General features: G+C 74.1%; 11 protein-coding genes. 4 read left to right on the top strand and 7 right to left on the bottom strand.

The window, feature by feature from the left end:
* Window positions 1-16 precede the first annotated feature (16 nt).
* A complete protein-coding gene (locus tag ACH4J0_RS32270) occupies window positions 17-976 on the top strand; it encodes an esterase/lipase family protein (RefSeq protein ID WP_396244436.1) in 960 nt (319 codons plus the stop codon).
* Window positions 977-1047: 71 nt separating this feature from the next.
* Here the strand turns inward: ACH4J0_RS32270 and ACH4J0_RS32265 are convergent, their stop codons facing one another.
* Together ACH4J0_RS32265 and ACH4J0_RS32260 are read right to left on the bottom strand one after the other, a co-directional pair.
* A complete protein-coding gene (locus ACH4J0_RS32265; protein WP_396244435.1) occupies window positions 1048-1656 on the bottom strand; it encodes a HutD family protein in 609 nt (202 codons plus the stop codon).
* Between the two features lie 166 nt (window positions 1657-1822).
* The gene (locus ACH4J0_RS32260) at window positions 1823-3100 is read right to left on the bottom strand and encodes an MFS transporter (RefSeq protein ID WP_396244433.1); all 1278 of its coding nucleotides are present in this window, start codon (window positions 3098-3100) and stop codon (window positions 1823-1825) included.
* 17 nt (window positions 3101-3117) lie between these two features.
* On the opposite strand from ACH4J0_RS32260, the gene ACH4J0_RS32255 reads away from it, so the two are divergent.
* Together ACH4J0_RS32255 and ACH4J0_RS32250 are read left to right on the top strand one after the other, a co-directional pair.
* On the top strand, window positions 3118-4392 hold the full coding sequence (locus tag ACH4J0_RS32255; RefSeq protein ID WP_396244432.1) for an ROK family protein: 1275 nt from the start codon (window positions 3118-3120) through the stop codon (window positions 4390-4392).
* Between the two features lie 118 nt (window positions 4393-4510).
* Window positions 4511-5641, top strand: coding sequence for a PLP-dependent cysteine synthase family protein (locus tag ACH4J0_RS32250; protein ID WP_396244430.1), 1131 nt, complete (start codon window positions 4511-4513; stop codon window positions 5639-5641).
* Between the two features lie 149 nt (window positions 5642-5790).
* Here the strand turns inward: ACH4J0_RS32250 and ACH4J0_RS32245 are convergent, their stop codons facing one another.
* The 5 genes from ACH4J0_RS32245 to mscL form a co-directional block, all read right to left on the bottom strand.
* Window positions 5791-6117: a DUF6191 domain-containing protein gene (locus ACH4J0_RS32245; RefSeq protein WP_396244428.1), complete on the bottom strand. Its 327-nt coding sequence runs from the start codon at window positions 6115-6117 to the stop codon at window positions 5791-5793.
* A gap of 38 nt (window positions 6118-6155) precedes the next feature.
* On the bottom strand, window positions 6156-8627 hold the full coding sequence (locus ACH4J0_RS32240; protein WP_396244426.1) for a right-handed parallel beta-helix repeat-containing protein: 2472 nt from the start codon (window positions 8625-8627) through the stop codon (window positions 6156-6158).
* A 329-nt stretch (window positions 8628-8956) separates the two neighbouring features.
* Window positions 8957-9832, bottom strand: a complete 876-nt coding sequence (locus ACH4J0_RS32235; RefSeq protein ID WP_396244425.1) for an MOSC domain-containing protein — start codon at window positions 9830-9832, stop codon at window positions 8957-8959.
* Window positions 9833-10081: 249 nt separating this feature from the next.
* The gene (locus ACH4J0_RS32230) at window positions 10082-10879 is read right to left on the bottom strand and encodes a DUF6643 family protein (RefSeq protein WP_396244423.1); all 798 of its coding nucleotides are present in this window, start codon (window positions 10877-10879) and stop codon (window positions 10082-10084) included.
* Window positions 10880-11265: 386 nt separating this feature from the next.
* Window positions 11266-11715, bottom strand: coding sequence for a large conductance mechanosensitive channel protein MscL (gene mscL, locus ACH4J0_RS32225; RefSeq protein WP_396244421.1), 450 nt, complete (start codon window positions 11713-11715; stop codon window positions 11266-11268).
* 445 nt (window positions 11716-12160) lie between these two features.
* On the opposite strand from mscL, the gene ACH4J0_RS32220 reads away from it, so the two are divergent.
* Entirely contained in the window at window positions 12161-13363 is a 1203-nt protein-coding gene (locus tag ACH4J0_RS32220; RefSeq protein ID WP_396244420.1) for a glycosyltransferase family 4 protein, read from the top strand.
* The last annotated feature ends 230 nt before the right edge of the window (window positions 13364-13593 follow it).

Genomic DNA, 13593 nt, shown 5'->3' with positions numbered 1-13593 from the left:
GCTGTGGAGGCAACAGTTGAGAACCCCACTTCTCCGCTTCTCCGCAACTCCCTTGCGCCGTCGGCTCCGCGGAGCCTTCGGCGCGGCCGTTCTGGCGGGAGCACTGCTGGTCGGTGCGGCGGCGGTGCCCGCTTCGGCGGCTCCCGCGGCGGCTCCGGCCGTCGCCGCCGCGACCGAACTCCCGCCCGACGGCGACACGGTGGCCTCGCCGCCCGGCGCCAACGACTGGAGCTGCCGACCGTCCGCCGCGCACCCCGACCCGGTGGTGCTGGTCCACGGCACCTTCGCCAACCGCTACGAGAACTGGCTGACGCTCTCCCCGCTGCTGAAGGGCCTCGGGTACTGCGTCTTCGCCCTCGACTACGGCACCGCCCCCGGCATCACCTCCACGGGCAGCGGCCTGCTGCTGCCGATCGGCGGCCTCGGGGCGGTGCCCGCGTCGGCGGTCCAACTCGCCCACTTCGTCGACCTGGTGAGGACGGCGACCGGTGCGGCCAAGGTCGACATCGTCGGGCACTCGCAGGGCGGAATGCTGCCGAACTACTACCTGAAGTTCCTCGGCGGGGCCTCGAAGGTGGACAAGCTGATCGGCCTGGCACCGTCCAACCACGGCACGACCCTCGACGGGATCACCAAGCTGGCGCCGTACTTCCCCGGGGTGGCCGACCTGATCTACACGGTCTGCCAGGCCTGTCGTGACCAGGCGGTGGGCTCCGACTTCAACGCCACCATGGCCTCGCGGCCGGACACCGTGCCGGGCGTGCACTACACGGTGATCTCGACCGTGTACGACGAGGTCGTCACTCCGTGGCGGACCCAGTTCCTGAACGGGCCGGACGTCGACAACGAGGTGCTGCAGGACCACTGTCCGGTCGCGCTGGCCGAGCACGTGGCGATCGCCTTCTCGCCGACGGCGCTGCACCTGGTGACCAACGCCCTGGACCCGGCGCACGCCACGCCGGTGTTCTGCGGCTGACGGTCCGCCGTCCGCGCGGCGGGTGCCGCTGCCCGTACCCTGGTCGCCCCGGGGCACGGGCAGTGCGTTGTTCAGCTCGCGGCGGTGGCGGTGGCGGTGGCGGGGGTGGTGGCGGTGGTGCGGAAGGTGATGACGGCAGCGACCCCGTCGGGCCGCAACTCGTGGGTGCCGGGGGCGTCGAGCAAGGCGGCGTCGTAACGGGTCAGTTCGGTGCCCTCCACGGTGGCCGCACCGGCGAGGCAGACCAACAGGACGGTTGCGCCGGGCGGCACCCGCACGGCGCCGGCGTCGGTGACCAGGTCCACGGCGGCCTCGACCCGGCCGCGACGGGTCATGACGTTGAAGTCGACCACCGGACCGCCGAGCAGCCGGCAGTCGGTGGTGGCGTCGCCGGAGAAGGTGAACGGGCGGAACGGGGTGTCGACCGAATGCTCGATTTCGTCCACGGTGAGCGCCATGCCCGGGCCCTCGACCAGGGTGATCACCCGGTCGATCCCGGGGAACGGCGAGAAGGGCCCGGCCGAGGCCACGTCGGCCAGGCTCACCCGCCAGTCGAAGTCGTTCAGCCCGGCCCCGGCGGGGAACCCGGCGATCTCCCTGGTCACTCCGCCCCCGTTGAGCCACGGGGTGGCCGGGCGCTCGCTCGCCCGCAGTACCTGGATGCGTCCGGTGGTGGTCATGGGGCCGCATCCTGCCACTTTTCGGGCGGAACCGTCAGGGGCGGGGCCGGGCGGTGTGGTTCGGGCGGTGCGGAGTGGAGCAGGGGACGGCGGACAGCGCACGGCGGACGGATGACAGATGATGAAATCTGTCATCTGTCATCTGTCATCTGTCAGCCGTGAGCCATCAGCCGCGCCGTCTGACCGCCAGCGGCAGCAGCGCCGCCGTCGTGGCCGCGACCGCGACCGTGGTGAAGGCGAGCGGCAGTCCGGCCGCGTCGGCGAGGAAGCCGATCACCACCGGCCCGATGAGCATTCCGCCGTACCCGAGCGTCGAGGCGAGCGCGACGCCCTGTGGTCCGCCCGCCGCACCGGCGCGCGCGATCGCGAGCGGGAAAAGGTTGGCCAGCCCGAGGCCGACCAGGATGAACCCGCCGATGGCCAGCGGCGCCGCCGGAGCCAGGGCGGCGACCAGCATGCCGGCCGCCGCGACCAGCCCGCCGAGCAGCATCAGCCGGTTCTGGCCGAGCCGGATGGACAGCCAGGTGCCGCCCACCCGCCCGCTGGTCATGGCGAAGGCGTACGCGGCGTACCCACCGGCGGCCGTCCCCGCGCTCGTGTGCACGTCGTCGGTCAGGTGCAGGGTGGTCCAGTCCGCGATCGCGCCCTCGCCGTACGCCGTGCACATCGCCGTGAGCCCGAGCATCAGGACCAGCAGCCGGACGTGCCCCCCGGCCGGGCGGCGCGCGGAGTCCTCGGCGGTTCCCGCGGCGGCCCCCTCCTCGGGCCCGGCCTCGGCACCGATCTGCTCCGGTGCGACCAGCGGCGCCGCCGGGCTGCGCAGCAGCGCGACGCCCGCGCCGACGGTGACGGCCAGCCCCAGCAGTCCGCCGAGGGCCAGCGCCCACGCGGTGGTCAGCCGGTCGGCGAGCAGTCCGCCGAACCCCGCGCCGACCAGCCCGCCCAGGCTGTACCCGGCGTGGAAGCTGGGCATGACGGGCCGCCGCAGCTGCGCCACCAGCTCGACGGCGGCGCTGTTCATGGCGACGTTGGCGCCGCCGTACCCTGCGCCGAAGAGCAGCAGTGCACCGCCGAGCGAGTACACCGAGTGGGCGTGCGCGGGCACCGGCGCGGCGAGACCGACCAAGGCGAGTGAGCCGACGGTGACGGGCCGCGAGCCGTACCGCAGGCAGAGCCGGCCGACCACCGGCATGGTGGCGACCCCGCCGATGGACAGGCAGAGCAGGGCGAGCCCGAGGGCGCTGTGCGAGGCGCTGATCTGGCTCCGGACGTCCGGGATGCGGACGACCCAGGCGGCGAACAGGAAGCCGTCGATGGCGAAGAACGCGGTGAGTGCGAGTCGTGCGGCGCCCCAGGGGCTGTCGGGCGCCGGGGGTGTGCTGCGAGACTGGGGCGAGGAGTCGTCGGGCCGGCGATGGGAACGGATTTTGTTTCGAAGCGGCACAAAGTAACAATAGGGGCGTGCAGCTCTCACCATCAAGCCCGCGGCCCCGCTCCGGAGCCGATCCCGACGCGCAGCGCGAAGCCCACCGCCGCGCGGCCCCCGACCGCGGTCGGACGCTGCTCGGTCCCGCGCTGTCGCTGATCCACACCGGTCAGACACCCACCCGTTCCGCGCTCACCCGCGCGCTGGACGTCACCCGGGCCACCGCCGGGGCGGTCACGGCCGAGCTGGAGGCGCTGGGCCTGATCACCGTCGACTCCCGTCCGGCCGGCGGTGGTCGCGGCCGGCCCTCGCACCGGCTGGCGATCGATCCCCAGGGCCCGGTCGTGGTCGCCGGCCAGATCCACGCCGACGGGCTGAGCGTCACACTGGCCGGCCTCGGCGGACTCCTCGATCCGCCGGTCCACCTGCCGCTGCCCGCCGCCACAGACCCGGTGCGAATGCTGCGCGCCGTCGCCCAGGCCGGTGCCGAACTGGCCCGCTCGACCAGCCGCCGCTGCCTGGCCGCCGCGCTCGCCCTGCCCAATCCGGTCACCGAGCCGGACGGCACCGCGCTCGCCGCGCTGCACTTCGCCTGGCCCAGCGGGACCCCGGTGGCCGACCTGTACGACGTCGAGGTCGGCCGCGCCGACCACGGCCCGATGGCGGTGCACCCGCTGCCCACCGCCATCGCCAATGACGCCAACCTCGCCGCGCTCGCGGAGTACCGGCACGGCGCCGGGCGCGGCGCTCGGCACCTGCTCTTCGTCACCTCCGGCCACCGCGGTGTCGGTGGCGCCCTGGTGATCGACGGTCACCTGCACACCGGCAGCGCGGGGCTCGCCCTGGAGGTCGGCCACCTCACCGTCGATCCGCAGGGGCGCCCGTGCGTGTGCGGCAACCGGGGCTGCCTCAACTCCGAGACCGATCCCGCCGCGCTCTTCTCCGCCGCCGGCCTCACCCCGGAGCCGGGGCGCCCGCTGCTCGACCAGGCGCGCGAACTGTGCTGGGCGGCCGCGACCGACGAGCGGGCGCGGGCGGCGGTGGAGCACGTGATCGACCGGCTCGGGCTCGGCCTGGCCGGGGTCGCCAACATCCTCAACCCGGACCGGGTGGTGCTCAGCGGACTCCACCTCGACCTCCTGGAGGCCGCCCCCGACCGGCTGCGCGCGGTGGTGGCCGACCGCAGCCTGTGGGGGCGCAGCGGTCGGGTGCCGATCGTCGGTGCCGAGCTGGCGCACGGCGCGCTCGCGGGCGCGGCCGAGCTCGGCTGGGGCCCGTACCTGGCGGACCCGCAGTCGGTGCCGGTGTAGCACCGGCATGCGGTCCGCGGGGGATAAGCGGAAGCTGGGCCTCCGAAAATGGTCACTTATCGTGACTCTCGTACACTCGTAGTGAGCAGTGGGGGGCCGCAACGAGGGAGTAGTGACCATGAGCACCCAGTCCGGTGTGAGCCCCGGCATCGAGCCCACCGCCGACGTCGACCGCTCGGACCCGAACTACCGCGACTGGCTCAAGGAAGCGGTGCGCAAGGTCCAGGCCGACGCCAACCGCTCCGCCGACACCCACCTGCTGCGCTTCCCGCTGCCGGCCGAGTGGGGGATCGACCTCTACCTCAAGGACGAGTCCACCCACCCGACCGGCTCGCTCAAGCACCGCCTCGCCCGCTCGCTGTTCCTGTACGGGCTCTGCAACGGCTGGATCCGCCCCGGCAAGCCGGTGATCGAGGCCTCCAGCGGCTCCACCGCCGTCTCCGAGGCGTACTTCGCGCAGCTGATCGGCGTGCCGTTCATCGCGGTCATGGCCAAGAGCACCAGCCAGGCCAAGATCGACCTGATCGAGTTCCACGGCGGCGAGTGCCACCTGGTCGAGCGCTCGGACGAGGTGTACGAGGCGTCCGCCCGGCTCGCCGAGGAGACCGGCGGCCACTACATGGACCAGTTCACCTACGCCGAGCGCGCCACCGACTGGCGCGGCAACAACAACATCGCCGAGTCGGTCTTCGCCCAGCTGCGCCTGGAGCCGCACCCCGAGCCGGCCTGGATCGTCGCCACCGCCGGGACGGGCGGCACCTCGGCGACCATGGCCCGGTACGTGCACTACATGCAGTACGACACCCGGATCTGCGTCGCGGACCCGGAGAACTCCTGCTTCTTCGACGGCTGGGTCAACCACGATCCGGACGCCGTCTGCGGGAAGGGCTCCCGGATCGAGGGCATCGGGCGGCCCCGGATGGAGCCGAGCTTCGTCCCGGGCGCGGTCGACCGGATGATGAAGGTGCCGGACGCCGCCTCGATCGCGGCGGTGCGGGTGCTGGAGCAGGTGCTCGGAAAGAAGGCCGGGGCCTCCACCGGGACGGGACTGTGGAGCGCGCTGCGGATCGTCGCCGAGATGCGGACGGCGGGGCGAACGGGCAGCGTGGTCACCCTGATCTGCGACCCGGGAGACCGCTACCTGGACAAGTACTACTCGGACGACTGGCTGGCCGGTGAGCGGATCGACATCGCGCCGTACCGGACCGCGATGGAGACCTTCCTGGCGGGCGGCGCCTGGACGGGCTGACAACTGACTCCTGGCGCCTGGCGCCTGACAAGCGACAACTGGCAGCGGACAGATAACAGGTAACAGAGAACAGCCAACGGATGACAGATTTCAGGTTCTGTCATCTGTCATCCGTCAGCTGACACCTGTCATCCGTCCGCTGTCGCCGCTCAGCCGTCGCCCGTCCCCCGCCGGATCACCGCCCGACCGCCCGCGAGGTCGATCCCCGTACGCTTCGGCGCACCGTCGTGCTCGTCGTCCCGCAGCACCAGCTCGATCCGCCGCTGCTCCAACTGGACCCGTTTGCTCGGGTACAGCAGCGCGTGCAACTCCTCCGTCGCGGTCGCCCCCGCGCCCCGGCCGCCCGCCGGGGCGCCCGGTCCGCCCGCTACCGGACGGCTGCGAAACCGCCGCACCACCGCGCCGAGGAAGAACAGCACCACCAGCCCGGCCGGTAACAGCAGTCCACCCGCCGCACCCGTCAACAGCATGCTCATGTGCGCCCAACGGCCCGCAGCCCCGGGGGAGTTCCCCGCTACGGCAGGGGCACCGCCGGCAGGTCGGCCGAGACCAGCAGTTGCAGCTCCTCCGTGGACGGGTCGGCCAGGGCCGCCACCCGCACCGCGTGGCGCTCGACCATGGTCTCGAACACCTGCCGCGCGGTGCGCCCGTTGCCGAAGTTGGGCCCGCGCTCCAGCCGGGCGAAGTGTTCCAGCAGCGCGCCCTCGGCCGTCTCGGAGAGCGCGTACTCGTGCTCCGCGCACTGCGCCCGGGCGATCTCCAGCAGCTCGTCCGCCGTGTAGTCGGGAAAGGTGATGGTGCGTGAGAAGCGCGACGAAACACCGGGGTTGGCGGACAGGAAGCGTTCCATCTCGGCGGTGTAACCCGCCACGATGACGACCACCTCGTCCCGGTGGTCCTCCATCAGCTTGACCAGGGTGTCGATCGCCTCGCGGCCGAAGTCCCGCGCACCGTCCTCGGGTGCGAGGGCGTACGCCTCGTCGATGAAGAGCACGCCGCCGCGTGCCCGGTCGAAGGCGGCGGCGGTGCGGATCGCGGTGGAGCCGATGTGCTCGCCGACCAGGTCGACCCGGGCCACCTCGACCAGGTGCCCGCGCTGGAGCACCCCGAGCGAGGCGAGGATCTCGCCGTACAGCCGGGCGACGGTGGTCTTGCCGGTGCCCGGGGCGCCGGTGAAGACCAGGTGCCGGCGCAGCGAGGGCGCCTTGAGCCCGGCCTGGCGGCGGCGCCGGCCGACCGAGATCAGGTCGATCAGGGTGCGGACCTCCTGCTTCACCGTGGCCAGTCCGACCAGCGAGTCCAGCTCGGCGAGTGCCTCGTCGGCCGGCCGGCAGTCCGGGATCGGCCCGATCGCGGAGGTGGCGGCCGAAGCCGCCGGGGCCGCTGTCGCCGCCGAGGCCGCCGGGGACAGCGAAGCGGGTGTCAACGCGGATGCTTCAGGGCCCAGTTGAGCGGACCGAGGGCTCGGCAGGTCCCGCAGTCCGGAGGTCTTCGCACCCGCGGGGGCCGCCGGTGCCACGTCGTCCGAGGTGCACCCCTCGGCGACCGGTCCAGGTTCGGAGAACTCGAACCCAGCCCGCTCGTTCTGCTCCGCCCGGCACCGGGTGAGCTGGGTGCGGCACCCGTCGATGATGTGGAAGCCGAAGCCCTTGCCGTGCGAGACCCGGCACTCCTCGAAGGTGCCCCGCCCTTGCGCCGAGACGTACACCCCGGCGTCGGTGCTCGCCCGTACGGTGCATTCGCGCAGCACCGGGTCGGCGCCCTTGGTGACGATCACCCCTGTGGCGACGTCGGAGATCTCGCAGTCGGTGAGCAGCCCGCCGCTGCCGTGGTCGCGGAACCAGAGCCCGGTCCCGGCCTCCTGCACCCGGCACGAGGCGAGCGTGACCGTGGCCCCGCCGCTGACCGAGACCGCCGAGCTGCGGATCCGGCTGAACGAGCAGCCCTGGGCGACGGCCGCGGAGTCCCGGTCGAGGACGAACAGCGCGTCCGGCAGGTCGTGCAGCGAGCAGTCGGTGAGGGTGATCCGGGCGCCGTCGCTGACCCACAGCGCCGGGTACTCGCCGGTGGAGCCGTGGATCTGGCAGGACTCGGCGACCGCCTCGGTGCCCTGGTCCCAGACCGACAGCGCTCCGCGCCCGAAGTCCCGCACGGTGCTGTGGACGAGGCTGAGCCTGGCGCGTCCGCGCAGGTCGGCGCCGTTCTCCGGCAGGTCGTGCACCCGGCAGCCGGTGAGCACCAGTTCGGCCTCGCCGTCCAGGGTGAGGCCGTTGCCGGTGACCCGGTGGATGTCGCAGTCGACCAGCCGTCCGCCCGCCTGCGCCTCGGCCTGCACGCCGCTGCCGCGGATCTCGTAGATCTCGCAGCCGGTGAGCTCGGCCGCGCTGCCCGGGTCCGAGAGCAACACCCCGGCGCCGGAGGCGTGGTGGACCCGGCACCGCTCCAGCGCGGCGGTCGCCCCGCCGAGGACGGCGAGCCCGGCCTGGCCGGCCGCCGCGACCTCGCAGTCCTCGAAGGCGGCGGCCGTTCCCTCGCCGCGCAGCCGCAGCCCGAGGCCGCCCGGGTTGGCGACCACGCAACCGCGCAGGGTCGGCCGGGCACCGCCGCTGACCTCGACCCCGGTGGCGGAGCGGGTCTCGATCCGGCAGCCGGTGAACGCGGGCGTCGCCTGCTGCCCGGTGACCAGGACGGCCGGGGCGGAGCTGTCGCCGCCCTCGACCACCAGGTCCTTCACCGTCGCGGCGGCGGTGACGGTGATCGCCACCCCGGAGGCCGGTTCGATCCGGACGGTGCCCGGGCCCTGGGCCGGGACGATCGTCACCGGCTTGTCCAGCAGCACGTTCTCCCGGAAGATGCCCGGCCGGACGGTCACGGTGTCGCCCGGCTCGGCGGCCGCCAGGGCCTCCGTGAGCGTGTCGTACTCGCCCGCGCGGCGACGCCAGCGGGATGCGCTGTCCTGGGTGACCCGGACCCTGTGCTCAGCCATGACGGTCTGTCGTCCCCACCTTCGTCGTGCCGGTGATCAACGGGCCGTGGGCGCGGGGGTGCGCGGGCCGTCCGCCCACCGTAGCGCGCCCCGGCGGGTGGTCCGTCCGCCCGTCCCGGCCCGTCCGGACGGGTGACCCGGCGGCCCGGCGCCACGCGGACACCGGGGGCGCCCACCGCGGCCACAGGTTCCGACCACTTGTTTCAACGAGCGCGCACAGCCGGAGTTCCGTACCGGCAGGCCGTCCCCGCGACGCGGGGCACGGCGGAGGCCGGGGCACGGCGGAAGCCGTACCCACGCCGGAGGCCACGGCACCGAACGGCAGAGTCTCAGCGCCCGTCGGCGGACCAGTGCGCGCCGTCCTCCAGTACCTGGACGTCGTCGCTCAGGCGCAGGGTGCCCAGCGCGTCGCCCTCGACGCCGGCCGGCCGCTCGGGGATCAGGTTCTGCCCGAACGCGGCCCTGCGCATCAGCTTGTGGTGCCGGGCCAGGGTGCGCAGCGGCTCGGGGCCGCGCCGCTCGCCGCTCTCCTGGTCGGTGGTGGTGACCACGCAGCGGCCGCAGGGCTTGACCACCTTGAAGGTGAGCGCGCCGATCCGGATCCGGCGCCAGCCGTCCTCGGCCCAGGGCTCGGAGCCGCCGACCACCACGTTGGGGCGGAAGCGCTCCATCGGAAGGATCTCGTGGCCGTCCGGGTGCTCGGCGGCGATCAGCTCGTTGAGCCGGTCCAGCGAGGCGGTGGTGGTGAGCAGCAGCGGGAAGCCGTCGGCCATCGAGACGGTGTCACCGGGCCCGCCGTACTCGGGGTCGACGGGCCGGGCGCGCGGGTCGTCCAGGTGCACCAGGCGGTAGTCGCCGAGGTGTTCGGCGATCCACGCGTGCGCCTCCTTGGCAGCCTCGACGGCGCGGAAGCGGGTGCCCCAGACCTCGACCTCGGCGACCGGGTCGCCGGTGGTGACGGCGGGGGCGGCGACCTCGATCCGGGAGCCGTCGGGGGCGGTCAGCGCGAGCGCACCGTCGGACAGCGGGCGGACCCGGATCTGCCCGAGGGCGGCGTTCTCCCGCTGGCTGACGAAGCGTCCGGTGGGGTCGGCGAGCATCCAGCGGCGGTCTCCGGCCAGACCCCAGGGGTGGACCACGGCGGTGTCGGGACTCAGGCGGTACATCGACTTGACGGGGTAGACGTGGAGTCCGGTGAGGTGCATTCCCCCATCCTGCCAGCAGCGATGCGGCCGGACGCACGGCCCCCGGCGGCGCTGCGAGCACCGTGGGCCCGCGTGCGCTCCAGGCATCGGGGGCCGGTACGCGCACGGACCGCCCGGTACGCCGTGGGGGGCGTTCCGGGCGGTCCGTGGATGACCCGTTTCTCCGTTCGCCCGGCGTTCAGGGGTCGCCGGGTGGTGCTCAGGTGGTGCGGGTGCGGGCCGGTGGGGTCGGCCCCTCGGTGGCAGTGCTCAGTAGCCCTGGCCCTGCGGCTGGTAGCCGCCCTGCTGGAATCCGCCGGGCTCGGCGTACTGGCCGGGGCGCTGCGGCTGCACCGGGCGGGCCGGCGCGACCGGCGCCATGGCCGGGCGCAGCTGGGCGCCGCCGAAGCCCTGGTCGCCGCCCTGGCCCTGGAAGCCGGGGCCGGCCGGGTTGGGACCGCCGAAGGACTGCTGGCCGCCGAAGCTCTGCGGACCGCCCTGCGGGAGGCCGCCGGGCTGGCCCTGGCCGAAAGCGGCCGGTCCGCCGGTCGGCTGCGCGCCGAAGGCCTGCTGGCCGCCCTGGCCGATGAAGGTGTTCTGGCCGCCGAAGCTCTGCCCGCCGGTCGGCTGGTAGCCGCCGCTGGCGGTCTGGGCGAAGGTCGGGGCGGCGGGCTGCGGCCGCTGGTACGGCTGGGGGGCGCCGTAACCGGGGGCGGGCGGCTGCGGGGCGGAGGCGTACGCCGGCGCGGACTGCGCGGGGATGTACGCCGTGGCCGGGCCGGTGGAGGGGCCGCTGCTCGGGCCGGGGCCCAGGGCGAGGCGGGCGGGCGGCAGCGCGGGGAGGTTGCTGCCGGCGCTCTCGTACCCGTTGCCGTACCGGTTCTCGTAGGACTGGCCGAGGCCGGATCCGTAACCGGAGGACAGTGCCGGCGGCAGGGCGGCCGGCACGTTGATGGGTGCGATCTGGGGGACACCGCGCTCAGCCACGAGGCTGTCGTAGATCGGCGTGCCGGAGGAGAAGGACGGAGAGGGGTAGCCGACTCCGTCGTAGGAGCGGGGCGAGGTCATGGGGCATACGGTAAGCCCACAATGCGCCTGCTGAGGAGAGCGGGAGGGGGAGCAGTTCGAGTGTTTACACAGTCTTCGCTCGCACAAAGGTTTCGAAAGTAGGAAGAACGGACATACCGGCGCTCAGTTCCGGACAACCCTGGCACCCCGTCAGTGATCGAACAGCAGCCGGACGCAGTGGCCGGGAAACCTTGGTGTGACCGGCCGGGGGACGGCAGGGGCCCATGGAGAAACTTTTGCGGACGGGGCGTGCGCCCGGCGCATTCGAGCCCCCTTCGATGGTGCGGCGGGGGCTCGTGAATGTTTCGGGAATAAAGTTCCCGTCAGTGCCCAGAGCGGGTGATCCGGACGTGCCACCAGAGTAGTCCGGAGGCGCCGTCGGGGTGTCAGTGCGCCTGCAACGCCTGGGACTGTGCGGGCAGGCCGGGCCGGGCGGCGACCTGGGTGGTGCAGAACGAGCAGCGGGTCGCGGCGGCCGGGATCGCGCTCAGGCACTCCGGGCAGTCCACCTTGGCGGCCGGCGCGGGCTTGGACTTCTCGAACCGGTCCTGCAGCTTGCCGACCGGAACCACCACGGCGAAGTAGATGACCGCGCTGACCAGCACGAACCCGATCGCGGCGTTGACGAAGAGGCCGTACGGGAACTTGGTGCCGCCCACCTCGAAGGTCTTCTGGGTGAAGTCGCCGACGGCGCCGGTGGCGACCCCGACCAGCGGGGTGAGGAAGGCGCTGACGAACCCGGTGACGACGGCGGTGAAGGCGGCGCCGATCACGATGCCGACCGCGAGGTCCACCACGTTTCCGCGCAGCAGGAAGCTGCGGAATCCCTTGAACACCGGGTGACTCCAAATCCGAGCGGGGGAGGGGGAGATGGGGCGGCGTGAGGGGCGCCCCGGCCCGACATCCTGCCGAGCGGCCGGGGCCGAGGTCCAACCAGCGTTCACCCGAACCGCGTAACCGCGCGGCGGTACGGGCCGGGCCCGCCCGAGCTCGTACCCGACGCTGCCCGGGCGGCGCCCGGGCCCTCCGCGTACCGGCTCATCGGCGTAGCGCGGCTCGTACCCCACCCGATGGTGTGAGCCGGTCCTTGACGCGGCGTACGAGGGAGCGGAGGGCGGCACCGCGGAGCGGCGCGGGGCGAAACAGGGCGCACGGCGGTCGCAACCGGCGCACGACGGCGGGTCTTCAGCGCATACCGGGTGTACGGGTGCGGGCGCGCGGGCCACCGCCAGGTTGCGCGAAGGGGCTGTACCGGGCGGAGCGCTGTGCCAAGGTCGGTCCATGCCCGACCATACGGTGGCCGATTCGGCCGCGACCCGCCCGCGTGTCCTGCACCTGATCAGCGACGAGCGCCGGGGCGGCGCCCAGAACTTCGCCCGTGACCTCCACCGGGAACTGCGCCGCCGGGGCCAGGCCTCCGCGCTGTGCGCCCTCGCCCCGCACCCGGCCGTGCCGGCCGCGCGGCCGGCCCGGCCGGGTGCGGGGGTGTGCACCGCGGGGACGGCCGTTCCGGGGACCTGCGGCGAGGGGTGTCCCGACACCGCCCGGCTGCGTGCCGCCGCCGTCCTCGGCCCCGGCCGCCTGCGCCCCAGCACCCTGTGGGCGCTGCGCTGCGCCGCCCGCGCCGCCGACGTCGTGCTCGCCCACGGCTCCGACACCCTGGCCGCCTGCGCCCTCGCCCTGGCCGGCACCCGCACCCCCTTCGTCTACGTCTCCGTCGGCCACCCCCGCTACTGGACCGCCACCAGGCTGCGCAGACTGCGTGGCAGCGCCCTGATGCACCGCGCCGGCGCCGTCACCACGCTCACCGACGAGGCGCGCGAGGTGCTGGAGGAGCAGTTCGGGCTGCCCGAGGGCAAGGTCCGGGTGATCCCCAACTCCCGTGCGGCCGAGAGCTATCCGCCCGCCGACGGCCGGGCCGACCGACGCGCCGCCCGGCACGCCCTGGGCCTGCCCGCGGACGTCCTGCTGGTCGCCTGGATCGGCGCGATATCCCCCGAGAAGCGGCTCGACCTCGCCCTCGACGTGCTCGACCGGCTGCCCGACGTCCGGATGGCCGTCGCCGGGGACGGGCCGCTGCTGGAGGCGCTGGCCCGCCACCCGGCCGCCGCCCGCGCCCACTTCCTCGGACCGCTGCCCGACCCGGCGCCGCTCTACCGGGCCGCGGACGCGCTGCTGCTCACCAGCGACAGCGAGGGCGTGCCCGGCGCGCTGATCGAAGCGGCCCTGGCCGGGGTGCCGGCCGTGGCCACCGACGTGGGCTGGGTGCGCGAGGTGGTCCGGGACGGCGCCACCGGAGCACTGGTCGCCCCGGGCGACCCGCTCGCGCTGGCCGAGGCACTGGCCAAGGTGCTGGCCTGCAACCGCGCGGGCCTCGGCGCGGCCGCCCGGGCGCACGCGCTGGAGCACTTCGAGCTGGGCGCGGTGGTGGACGACTGGCAGCGGCTGGTCGCCGAGGTGTGGACGGCCGACCCAGCGCACTGACGGGCGCTGGCCCGCGCGCCAAAGGGCGCCGACCCGCGTACCCCGCGTACCCGCGCACGCCGACCCGCGCACGCTGACGGGCGACGCCGACCCGCGTGCGCCGAGGGCGTGCGCCGCCGCGCGCACACCGACGGCCGTCTCCGATGCGGGCCCAGCTACGCCCGTCCGGGTGAAACAGGGCCCGCCGGCCCCCGCCGACTCGTCGGTAACCCACCGTCGCCAGCAGACTG

Source organism: Kitasatospora sp. NPDC017646 (assembly GCF_044329365.1).
In the GTDB taxonomy this organism is placed as follows: domain Bacteria; phylum Actinomycetota; class Actinomycetes; order Streptomycetales; family Streptomycetaceae; genus Kitasatospora.
The sequence above is the reverse complement of the archived record's forward strand: the minus strand, read 5'-3'. Positions and strand labels throughout refer to the sequence as shown.

What these genes read in the sequence shown, in the direction of transcription:
- ACH4J0_RS32265 (WP_396244435.1), bottom strand. Translation starts at nt 1,656, where the DNA reads ATGACCACCACCGGACGCATCCAGGTACTGCGGGCGAGCGAGCGCCCG.
- ACH4J0_RS32250 (WP_396244430.1), top strand. Translation starts at nt 4,511, where the DNA reads ATGAGCACCCAGTCCGGTGTGAGCCCCGGCATCGAGCCCACCGCCGAC.
- ACH4J0_RS32245 (WP_396244428.1), bottom strand. Translation starts at nt 6,117, where the DNA reads ATGAGCATGCTGTTGACGGGTGCGGCGGGTGGACTGCTGTTACCGGCC.
- ACH4J0_RS32240 (WP_396244426.1), bottom strand. Translation starts at nt 8,627, where the DNA reads ATGGCTGAGCACAGGGTCCGGGTCACCCAGGACAGCGCATCCCGCTGG.
- ACH4J0_RS32235 (WP_396244425.1), bottom strand. Translation starts at nt 9,832, where the DNA reads ATGCACCTCACCGGACTCCACGTCTACCCCGTCAAGTCGATGTACCGC.
- ACH4J0_RS32230 (WP_396244423.1), bottom strand. Translation starts at nt 10,879, where the DNA reads ATGACCTCGCCCCGCTCCTACGACGGAGTCGGCTACCCCTCTCCGTCC.
- ACH4J0_RS32220 (WP_396244420.1), top strand. Translation starts at nt 12,161, where the DNA reads ATGCCCGACCATACGGTGGCCGATTCGGCCGCGACCCGCCCGCGTGTC.